An 8,998-nucleotide genomic window follows, 5' to 3' on the forward strand; every position below is an offset into this window, starting at 1 on the left:
CGATCGGCCCGTCGTCGGTCGATTGGCCACCCGGTAGCGTCGCGGGCGATGTACTCTGCCGCCTTCCTCCAGCCCCGTCCCCGCCGCCGCGCCCGCGTTCCGCGCCGCGCTGCTCGCCGACCCCGGGATCCGTGCCCACCTCTCCGGGGCGGAGATCGACGAGGCGCTCGACCCGGGCCGGTGGCTCGGGTCGGCCGGCCGGTTCGTCGACGCGGCGCTGGCCGCCGCCCGGGGCGCGGGGCCGTGACCTCCCGGCTGCACCTGAGGGTCGACGGCCCGCCCACCGCGCCGGTGCTGCTGCTCGGCAGTTCCCTCGGCACCACCGGCGCGATGTGGGAACCCCAGGTCGCGGCGCTCGCCGAACGGTTCCGGGTGATCCGCTACGACCACCTCGGTCACGGCCGCTCGGCGACGCCGGCCGGGCCGTACACGGTGGACCTGCTGGGCCGGGAGGTGCTGCGGACGCTGGACCACCTCGACGTGCCGTGGGTCCACTACGCGGGGCTGTCCCTCGGCGGCATGGTCGGCATGTGGCTCGCCGTCCACGCGCCCGACCGGGTGCGCCGGCTGGCCCTGCTGTGCACGGCGGCCCGGCTCGGCCCGCCCGACCCGTGGCGGGACCGGGCGGCCACGGTCCGCGCCGGTGGCCTGCCGGCGATCGCCGATGCGGTGGTGACCCGCTGGTTCACCCCGCCGTTCGCCGCCGCCCACCCGGACCTGGTGGCCGGGTACCGCGCGATGCTGACCGCGACCTCCCCGGCCGGCTACGCGGCCTGCTGCGAGGCGATCGCCGCCCTGGACCTGCGCCCCGACCTGGGCCGGATCGGCGTCCCGACGCTGGTCGTCGCGGGCGCGGACGACCCGGCGATCCCCGTCGGACACGCCCGGGAGATCGTCGACCTGGTCCCCGGGGCGCGGCTGGTCGTCCTCGACGCCGCGGCCCACCTGGCCAACGTCGAACAACCCGCGCCGGTGGGCCGACTCCTGCGGGAACACTTCGAACAGGCGGGTGGATGATGGACGACCGCGAGCGGCACGACGCCGGCATGACGGTACGCCGGCAGGTGCTGGGTGACGCGCACGTCGACCGCGCGGTCGCCGGCACGGACGAGTTCACCGCCGACTTCCAGGACTTCATCACCCGCTACGCGTGGGGGGAGGTGTGGACCCGGCCCGGCCTCGACCGGCGTACCCGCAGCTGCATCACCCTGGCCGTGCTCGCCGCCCTGCGCCACGACGAGGAGTTGGCGATGCACGTGCGGGCCGCGCTGGGCAACGGGCTGACCGAACAGGAGGTGGCGGAGGTCCTGCTCCAGGTCGGCGTCTACGCTGGCGTACCGGCGGCGAACCGGGCGTTCACGGTGGCCCGGGAGGCACTGCGGCGGGAGGCGGGGTGAGGGTGGGCGGTCAGGCGGCGCGGTCACCGGAGTTCGTGCAGTCGCTGGAGCGTGGGCTCGCGGTGATCCGGGCGTTCGACGCCGAGCATCCGCAGCTCACCCTGAGCGACGTGGCCCGACGTACCGGGCTGACCCGGGCCGCGGCCCGCCGGTTCCTGCTCACCCTGGTCGAGCTGGGCTACGTGCACACCGACGGCCGGCTGTTCTCCCTGCGGGCGCGGATCCTCGCCCTCGGCTACGCCTACCTGTCCGGCCTGGGGCTGCCCGAGATCGCCCAACCGCACATGGAGGCGCTGGTCGCGCAGGTGCACGAGTCCTGCTCGGTGTCGGTGCTCGACGGCGACGAGGTGGTCTACGTCGCCCGGGTGCCCACCCGGCGGATCATGACGGTGGGGATCAGCGTCGGCACCCGGTTCCCCGCGTACGCCACGTCGATGGGGCGGGTGCTGCTCGCCGCGCAACCGGCGGACCGGTTGGCCGACTACCTCGCCACCGCGCGGTTGCAACCGTTGACCCGGCGCACCGTCACCGACCCGGCGAAGCTGCGCGCCGTCCTGACGAAGATCGCCGCCCAGGGGTACGCGATCGTGGACCAGGAACTGGAGGAGGGGTTGCGGTCGCTGGCCGCGCCGATCCACGGTGCGCACGGCGCGGTGGTGGCGGCGGTGAACCTGTCCGCCCATGCCAGCCGGGGGTCGTTCGAGCTGATCCGGCGCGAGTTGCTGCCGCCGCTGCTGGCCACCGCCCGGCGGATCGAGGAGGACCTGCGCGGCGGGTGAGGGCCCGGCGTCCTCACTGGACCCGGTAGAGCCGGCTCGCCGGGTCCACGACGGCGGTCAGCAGCCTGCCGGGCACGAGCCCCGGGTCGTCGGGCCGGACCGTGTCCGCCTCGAAGGGGGCGAAGCCGGGCCCGCTGATCCGCAGGTGCAGGTCGAGTTCCGGGCTCTCCCCGCCCAGGTGGTGCGCCACCGTGAGGATCTCGGCGGTGGCGGCGACCCCGGTGGCGTCGAGCTGGCGGGCATCGCTACGGGACCGGTCGACCACCCGCCAGCCGAAGACACCGAAGCCGACCCCGACGATGGTGGTGAACACCCCGCCGGCGACCAGACCCCAGCGCTCCCCGGACGACACCGGCAGGTCGCCGGTCACGCCGGCGGCGAGCAGGACCGGGCCGGGCAGGCAGATGGCCAGGAAGAGCAGCCGGCAGAGCAGCGCGCCGACCGGCCCGATGCGGGTCTCCGCCTCCCGGGGCGCGCTCGTCATGCCGGCACCCTAGAACACGGTGCGGCGGGCCGGTACCCGGTACCGGCCCGCCGCACCGGGCGACCCGCCCGTGCGGCGGGCGCGACGGTCAGCTTCCGGTGCAGGTGGCGGTGGTTCCGGTGCCGCTTCCGGTGCCCTGGAACCCGAAGCTGGTGCTCTGCCCGGCACCCAGCCTGCCGTTGTAGCTCTGGTTGGTGACGGTGATGGTGCCGCTGGTGCCGGTGGCGACGCCGTTCCACACCGAGCTGACCGCTGCGCCGCCCGGCAGGGTCAGGGTGACCCGCCAGCCGGTGAGCGCGGCGGACCCGGCGGTGACGCTGACGTTGGCGACGAACCCGCCGTTCCACTGGTCCTGTACGGCGTAGACGGCGGTGCAGCCGGCCCCACCGGGCGGGGGAGTGGTGGGCGGGGGAGTCGTCGGCGGCGGGGTGGTCGGCGGGGGAGTGGTGGGTGGTGGGGTCGTGGGTGGCGGGGTGGTCGGCGGCGGGCCGTCGAGCGTCAGGTTCTTCTGCTGGACGGTCCACTGGGTGCGGCACAGCCCGCAGTTCGCGCCGACGAAGTTGCTGCCGGCGGTGGTGTCGCCCTTGAGCCGCCACTTGAGGTAGAGCACCGCCACCCGGCCGAACTCGCCGCCGTTGGGCTGGTCGTAGGTGCCGCCGTGCCCGACGTTCAGGTTGCCCATGAAGGCGGGCAGCCCGGCGGGCAGCTTGCCCCAGTCGTCCATGGCGTTGGGGTAGGCGATGTCGCTGGGCCCGCCGACGAAGTAGGCGATCGGCTTGGTGAGCCGCCGCAGCTGGTAGTCGTCGGCGTCGTTGAGCAGGCCGCTGCTGAAGATGCCGGTGGTGGTCACCCGGGGGTCGTTGGAGACGGCGTACGCCTCCAGGCCACCGCAGGAGAAGCCGGCGACGGCGACCTTGCCGGTGTCGATCCGGTTGTAGTACTTGCTGCCCTGGCGGGAGTTCTCCGCCACCGCCCAGTCGATGGACTGGGTGAGCATCTGCGAGTTGGTGGAACCGGAGGCGTTCGGCCCGCCGTTGGCGATGGCCAGGAAGCCGTGCGAGGCGATCTCGCGCAGGAAGTTGCCCTGCGAGAGGCCGTTGGCCGAGCAGCCGCCGTTGCCCCACACGAGGATCGGCAGGCGTTCGGTCGGCAGCGTCTGGGGCCGGAAGATGGTGTGGTTGGGCAGGCTGGTCGCGGTCTCGTAGTCGGCGGGGTAGGGCCCCGAACCGCCCACTGCGGCGTCGGCCGGCGTCGCGCCGAGGGCCATCAGCACGGCGGCTGCCGGCACGAGCGCGGCGGTCAGGCCCGCGTAGAGCTTCGATCTCCTTGGCATGCACCCTCCTGCGGGTGTCGGCGGTGGCACCCCTGCGGTGGCGGGTCTGCCGCCGGGCCCGACCAGGTGGTCAGCGCCGGCAACGGGGCGGGTCGACGTGGACGCGTCGACCGCCCGGCCGTGGTCCCCACAGGCGGTCGCGGTATGCAGTTACTATCACCGGGGTAACGAAAAGTGTCAATGTGTTGCCCGTCTGGCGGGCGGGTGCGACCCCCGCGCGGCCACGGTCATCCGGTGTGGCGTGCGACGCCGCGCGGGCCGCCGGCCGGTTGCGGTCGGGCGGGGTCGGCCGGGGCGTCGAAGTGGGTGATCCACCGGGCGGCGTCCGGCCAGTGCGGCGCGGTCACCTCGATCAGCCGGGCCCGGGCGAGCGCACCGAGCCCGGAATGGATGTCGAGGAAGGTCTCCCTGGCCTGACGGCGTGGCCAGGGCTGCGGCAGCAGGTGCGCGGGCAGATCCGGGTCGGTGTCGGCGAACCGACGCCAGGAGTCCATCGCGGAGGTGCGCGCCACCAGCGCCGTGCCCGGGTCGACCGCGCCCCGGCGGGCCGCCGCCCGCAACGGCGCGAACCGCGCGACGAACGCCGCGTAGCCGGCGGCGAGACCGGTCAGGTCGTACGCGGCGGCCGGGCCGTGCGGTCCGGCCTCCTCGTCGAACCGGGCGTGCAGCACCGACCAGCGGCCCCCCGCGACGGGGTGCAGCAGCGCCGCCAGCTCCGCCCGGACCGGCGCGGCGTCGACACCCGGCCTGATCCACACACTGTCGTAGAGGCCCACGAACCCCAGTCCGGTCAACGCCCGGCGCACCGCGTGCCGGGCCGCCTGACCGGAGCTGGGGATCGAGTAGGAGACCAGCACCCAGTCCCCGGTCCAGTGCGGCGGCTGCGCGCCGAAGGTCAGGAAGTGCCGCATCCGGGAGCGGTGCCGGGCGACCGCCTCGGGCGTGAGGTGGTAGACCGGCGGTCGGGTGTCGCCCCGCGCCGCGATGAGACCCCGTTTGACCAGCCGGGACAGTGCGGCACGGGCGCTCGGCTCGGTGACCCCGAACTCCCGCAGCATCGCGATCACCGCCGCCGACGGCAGGTCGGCCGCCGCCGGGTCGAGGTACTCGCCGAGCAGGGTGGCCAGCAGGTGCTGCGGGCTCGACCCGAGTGGGGCCCGGGGGGTGCGGACGTCGGGGACGGGCTGTTCGGCGGTCACCCCGACAGATTGTCGCACCACCGTACGGCCGACGCCGCCGACCGGCCCGCCCGTGGGGCCGCCGATCCGCCCGCCGGCACGACGGTCCCGGTGGCCTGCGGCGGGTCGGTCAGTGCCCCATGACCAGGTCCATCACCTCGCTGCGCAGCTTGCCGAACAGGGGTTCCTGCTTGGTGAGGATCTGGTCCCGGTCGCGGGGCAGCGGCACGTCCACGGTCGCCTTCACCGTCGACGGGCCCTTGCTGAGCACCACCACCCGGTCGGAGAGGTAGACGGCCTCGTCGATGTCGTGGGTGATGAACAGGACCGACTTGTTCCACTCCCGCCATACCCGCAGGGTGAGGTCCTCCAGGCTGATCCGGGTCTGCGCGTCGACCGACGCGAACGGCTCGTCCATCAGCAGGATCTTCGGCTTGTTGATCAGCGCGCGGGCGATAGCGACCCGCTGCTGCATGCCGCCGGAGAGCTGCCACGGGTACTTGCCGATCACCGAACGGGGCAGCCCGACGGCCGCAAGCAGGCTGTCCACCGCGCCGGCCACGGTGGCCCGGCTCGCCCCCGTACGGCGCAGCGGCAGTCCGATGTCGCGTTCGACGGTGAGCCAGGGGAACAGCGAGCGGCTGTAGTCCTGGAACACGATCGCCATGTCGTCGGAGGGGCCGTCGCCGATGGTCTGGCCGAACGACCGTACCTCGCCGGTGCTGGGCCGCATCAGCCCGGAGATGCAGTTGAGCAGCGTCGTCTTGCCACTGCCGGAGGGCCCGACGATGGACACGAACTCGCCCGCGTGCACCTCCAGGTCGACCTGTTCGATCGCCAGGTGGTCGACCCCGTTCGTGGTGTACGTCTTGGACAGTCCCGCCACGACCAGCGCGGCCGAGGTGTTCTCCGGTTCGCTCATGCCGATCTCCCTACCGTCGGTCGCCCGCGGAACGCCCACCGCTCGTACAGGCCGAAGAGTGCGTTGAACAGGATGCCGATCGCGCACGCCATCACCACCCCGGCGAACATCCGGGGGGTGTCGAACTTCTGCTGCTGGAGCAGGATCTGGTAGCCGACGCCCGAGGTGGAGGCGTACAACTCGGAGCTGACCATCAGGACCACCGCGATGCCCAGGCTGACCCGTGCGCCGGCCAGGATGCGCGGCAGCGCCGCCGGGAGCACGACGAACCGGAAGCGGTCCACCCGCCGCAGCCCGATCGCGCGGGCGCTGTTGAGGGCCAGCCGGTCGACGTTGGCCACCCCGTCCATCGTGTTGAACACGACCGGCCAGATCGAGCCGAACGCGATGACGAAGATGGGCATCCGGTCGTTGATCCCGAGCAGCACGATCGCGATCGGGATGAGCACCACCGCGGGGGTGGCGACGCCGAGCCGTACCACCGGCGCGCACAGCCACTCCAGGCGTCGGCTGCGGCCCAGCGCCACGCCGACCAGGGTGCCCACCGACACCGCCAGGGCGTAGCCGATGAGCAGCCGGAACATGCTCGCGCCGACGTCGGCGACGAACGCGTCGGAGGCGAACAGCCGGTGCGCCGGCCCGCTCCACCACAGGTCGACGAACGCGCCGGCCACCCGGCTCGGCGGCGGGGTGAACGACGAGTCCCGCCACCGCCCACCCCGGCCGGCCGGCGCATCCGGCGGCTGGCCGGGGTGGGCGGGCCGCGACCACCCCCGCGCGACCGCCGGCCCGGCCGGCCCACCCGACGCGGCGTCGACGGGCCGGCGCCAGAGCACCCACCCGACGGCGAGCAGCCCCACCATCCTGACGACATTCCCGTTGCCGGTGCCGACGCGGGCGTCCGGGGAAGCCATCACCAACCCACCGCCGACGCGGCACGGACGCCGCGTCCGTGGTCGTCCGCCGGCTCATCGACCGTGCGTCGGTCGGCCTCGCAGCGGCCCGTGCGGCCCGTGACATGATGACGCCCATGGGGAATCAGCAGGACGTCGACCGGCCCGACCGGCACGGTGGGGCGGGCGCCGGCCCGGCTGCGGCGATGGACGGCGACGTCGACGCCCGGCTCCGCCTCGCGCAGGACCCGGGCACCACCCACCTGACCCTGATCGACCTGGCCGCCGACCCGTCGCCGGCGGTCCGCCGGGCGGTCGCCACCCGGGCCGACGCGCCCGCCCAGGCGTTGCGCCCGCTCACCCGCGACCGTGACCGGGAGGTGCGGGAGGCGGTGGCGCGCAACCCCGCCACCTCGACCGCCAACCTGCTGCGTCTGGTCAGGGACGCCGACCGGTGGGTCCGCTGGGCGGTCGCCGGCAACCCGGCCTGCGACGCGTCGGTCCGCCGGGCGATGGCGCAGACCGCCGACAAGGAACTGCGGGGCCTGCTCGCCGAGTCGCGTGACCTGGAGCCGGAGCTTGCGGTGCGGCTGGTCGACGACGTCTCACCCGAGGTGCGGGAACGCCTCGCCGCGCACACCCACGATCCGGACGTGATGACCACGCTGCTGGCCGACCGCACGGCCCGGGTACGCAAGGGGTTGGCGCGCAATCCGCAGACCACCGCCGAGCACCGTCGCGCGCTGGCCCAGGACCCGGTGCCGGACGTCCGGGCCGCGCTGGTGTCCGCCGTCGCGCTCGACGAGGCCGACCTGCGTCCCCTGGTCGAGGACCGGTCGACGCAGGTGCGGATGGCGGTGGCGACGTCGGGACTCGTCCCGGCGCACCTGCGGCGCGCGCTCACCGACGACCCGGACGAGCTGGTCGCCGCCGCGGCCCGCGAGTTCCGTCCCGGCGCCGCGACGTCCCCGGTGGTACGCGCGCCACGGGTCGGCCACCGCGCCGCCGGGCCGGGTCGGGGCCGCTCGGGGGAGACCCGCCGCTGAGTCCGTCCCGCGTACGGCCGTGTCGCCGCAGGGGCTTCCCCTCGGGTCGAGGGTGCGCGACACTTCTCGGGCGGATCGATCGGGGTGGCTCCCTTCGTTTCCTTCCGACCGGACGGTAGCATTGTCTGGCTGTATCGCGGACAGGAGGCCATTCATGGCGCGTGCGACGTCCCGACCGGAGTCGACCCGACGCCGGCAACGCTGGCCCGACGGGTACGACCCGGAGAACACCCGCAACTCGTTGATCACGAGCGCGCTGGGGCTGATCGAGCAACGGGGCTTCGACCGCACCTCGGTACAGGAGATCGCCGACCAGGCGCAGCTCACCAAGGGCGCCTTCTACCACCACTTCGCCAGCAAGGACGACCTGCTGCGGCACATCCAGGAGGAGTACCTGGAGGCGCAGCTCGCCGCGATCCAGAAGATCGAGACCGACAGCGACGACCCGACGGTACGGGTACGCGAGCTGATCCGGTTCAGCCTCACCAGCGTGGCCGAGTACCGGGCCCACGTGACGATCTTCTACCAGGAGCGGCGCTACCTCTCCGGTGACCTGTTCGCCGAGGTGACCCGCAAGCGCGGCCTGGTGGAGGCGGCGTTCGCCGGGATGATCGCCGACGGGGTCGCCCGGGGGGCGTTCCGGGCGGACGTCGACCCGCGGATCGCGACCTTCGGGCTGGTCGGCATGTGCGCCTGGGCCTACCAGTGGCTCAACGTCGGCGGACCGCTCAGTGTCGACGAGGTGGCCCGCCAGTTCAGCGCGATGGTGCTGGAGGGCCTGACCGCCTGAGTCGCCCCGGGGCCGGGCCGCCGGGGCGTGCGGGGCCGGGCGTCGGTCCGTCAGTCCTTGAGGAGTTGGCGGGCCATGACGATGCGTTGGACCTGGTTGGTGCCTTCGTAGATTTGGGTGATCTTGGCGTCGCGCATCATGCGTTCGACGGGGTAGTCACGGGTGTAGCCGTAGCC

At 73.8% G+C, this 8,998-nt stretch carries 11 protein-coding genes; 5 read left to right on the forward strand and 6 right to left on the reverse strand.

Annotated features, from left to right (window positions below; genetic code table 11):
* Nucleotides 1-243 precede the first annotated feature (243 nt).
* From pcaD to H1A17_RS32355, 3 genes are read left to right on the forward strand one after another with little or no spacing between them, the layout of a single operon-like run.
* Entirely contained in the window at nucleotides 244-1,017 is a 774-nt protein-coding gene (pcaD, locus tag H1A17_RS32345; RefSeq protein WP_168222520.1) for a 3-oxoadipate enol-lactonase, read from the forward strand.
* Entirely contained in the window at nucleotides 1,017-1,397 is a 381-nt protein-coding gene (gene pcaC / locus H1A17_RS32350) for a 4-carboxymuconolactone decarboxylase (RefSeq protein ID WP_194823662.1), read from the forward strand. Before pcaD ends, pcaC begins: the two co-directional genes overlap by 1 nt.
* Nucleotides 1,394-2,176, forward strand: coding sequence for an IclR family transcriptional regulator (locus tag H1A17_RS32355; protein ID WP_240762198.1), 783 nt, complete (start codon nucleotides 1,394-1,396; stop codon nucleotides 2,174-2,176). The genes pcaC and H1A17_RS32355 overlap by 4 nt, the downstream gene beginning before the upstream one ends.
* A 13-nt stretch (nucleotides 2,177-2,189) precedes the next feature.
* Here H1A17_RS32355 and H1A17_RS32360 read toward each other — a convergent pair whose 3' ends face one another.
* The 5 genes from H1A17_RS32360 to H1A17_RS32380 all read right to left on the reverse strand — a co-directional run bounded on the left by H1A17_RS32360 (nucleotide 2,190) and on the right by H1A17_RS32380 (nucleotide 7,007).
* Nucleotides 2,190-2,660 (reverse strand): hypothetical protein, encoded by a 471-nt coding sequence (locus tag H1A17_RS32360; RefSeq protein ID WP_145920489.1) that lies wholly within the window; start codon nucleotides 2,658-2,660, stop codon nucleotides 2,190-2,192.
* Between the two features lie 88 nt (nucleotides 2,661-2,748).
* Nucleotides 2,749-3,993 (reverse strand): cellulose binding domain-containing protein, encoded by a 1,245-nt coding sequence (locus tag H1A17_RS32365; RefSeq protein WP_194823659.1) that lies wholly within the window; start codon nucleotides 3,991-3,993, stop codon nucleotides 2,749-2,751.
* Nucleotides 3,994-4,220: 227 nt separating this feature from the next.
* Complete coding sequence (locus H1A17_RS32370; RefSeq protein WP_194823660.1) at nucleotides 4,221-5,192, reverse strand: PaaX family transcriptional regulator C-terminal domain-containing protein; 972 nt, start codon at nucleotides 5,190-5,192, stop codon at nucleotides 4,221-4,223.
* A gap of 109 nt (nucleotides 5,193-5,301) precedes the next feature.
* Nucleotides 5,302-6,093: an ABC transporter ATP-binding protein gene (locus H1A17_RS32375; RefSeq protein ID WP_194823661.1), complete on the reverse strand. Its 792-nt coding sequence runs from the start codon at nucleotides 6,091-6,093 to the stop codon at nucleotides 5,302-5,304.
* Nucleotides 6,090-7,007 carry an ABC transporter permease gene (locus H1A17_RS32380; protein ID WP_228544668.1) on the reverse strand — a complete coding sequence of 306 codons (918 nt, stop codon included), beginning with the start codon at nucleotides 7,005-7,007 and terminating at the stop codon, nucleotides 6,090-6,092. The genes H1A17_RS32375 and H1A17_RS32380 overlap by 4 nt, the downstream gene beginning before the upstream one ends.
* Before the next feature lie 116 nt (nucleotides 7,008-7,123).
* On the opposite strand from H1A17_RS32380, the gene H1A17_RS32385 reads away from it, so the two are divergent.
* The gene (locus H1A17_RS32385; RefSeq protein ID WP_145920484.1) at nucleotides 7,124-8,032 is read left to right on the forward strand and encodes a DUF2336 domain-containing protein; all 909 of its coding nucleotides are present in this window, start codon (nucleotides 7,124-7,126) and stop codon (nucleotides 8,030-8,032) included.
* Between the two features lie 154 nt (nucleotides 8,033-8,186).
* Nucleotides 8,187-8,822 carry a TetR/AcrR family transcriptional regulator gene (locus H1A17_RS32390; protein ID WP_088642644.1) on the forward strand — a complete coding sequence of 212 codons (636 nt, stop codon included), beginning with the start codon at nucleotides 8,187-8,189 and terminating at the stop codon, nucleotides 8,820-8,822.
* 50 nt (nucleotides 8,823-8,872) lie between these two features.
* Here the strand turns inward: H1A17_RS32390 and H1A17_RS32395 are convergent.
* Nucleotides 8,873-8,998: acyl-CoA dehydrogenase family protein (locus H1A17_RS32395; RefSeq protein WP_255542180.1), on the reverse strand; the 126-nt coding region annotated here is incomplete at its 5' end.

The sequence above is a fragment of the Micromonospora sp. S-DT3-3-22 genome (assembly GCF_015354745.1).
Taxonomy (GTDB): domain Bacteria; phylum Actinomycetota; class Actinomycetes; order Mycobacteriales; family Micromonosporaceae; genus Micromonospora; species Micromonospora wenchangensis.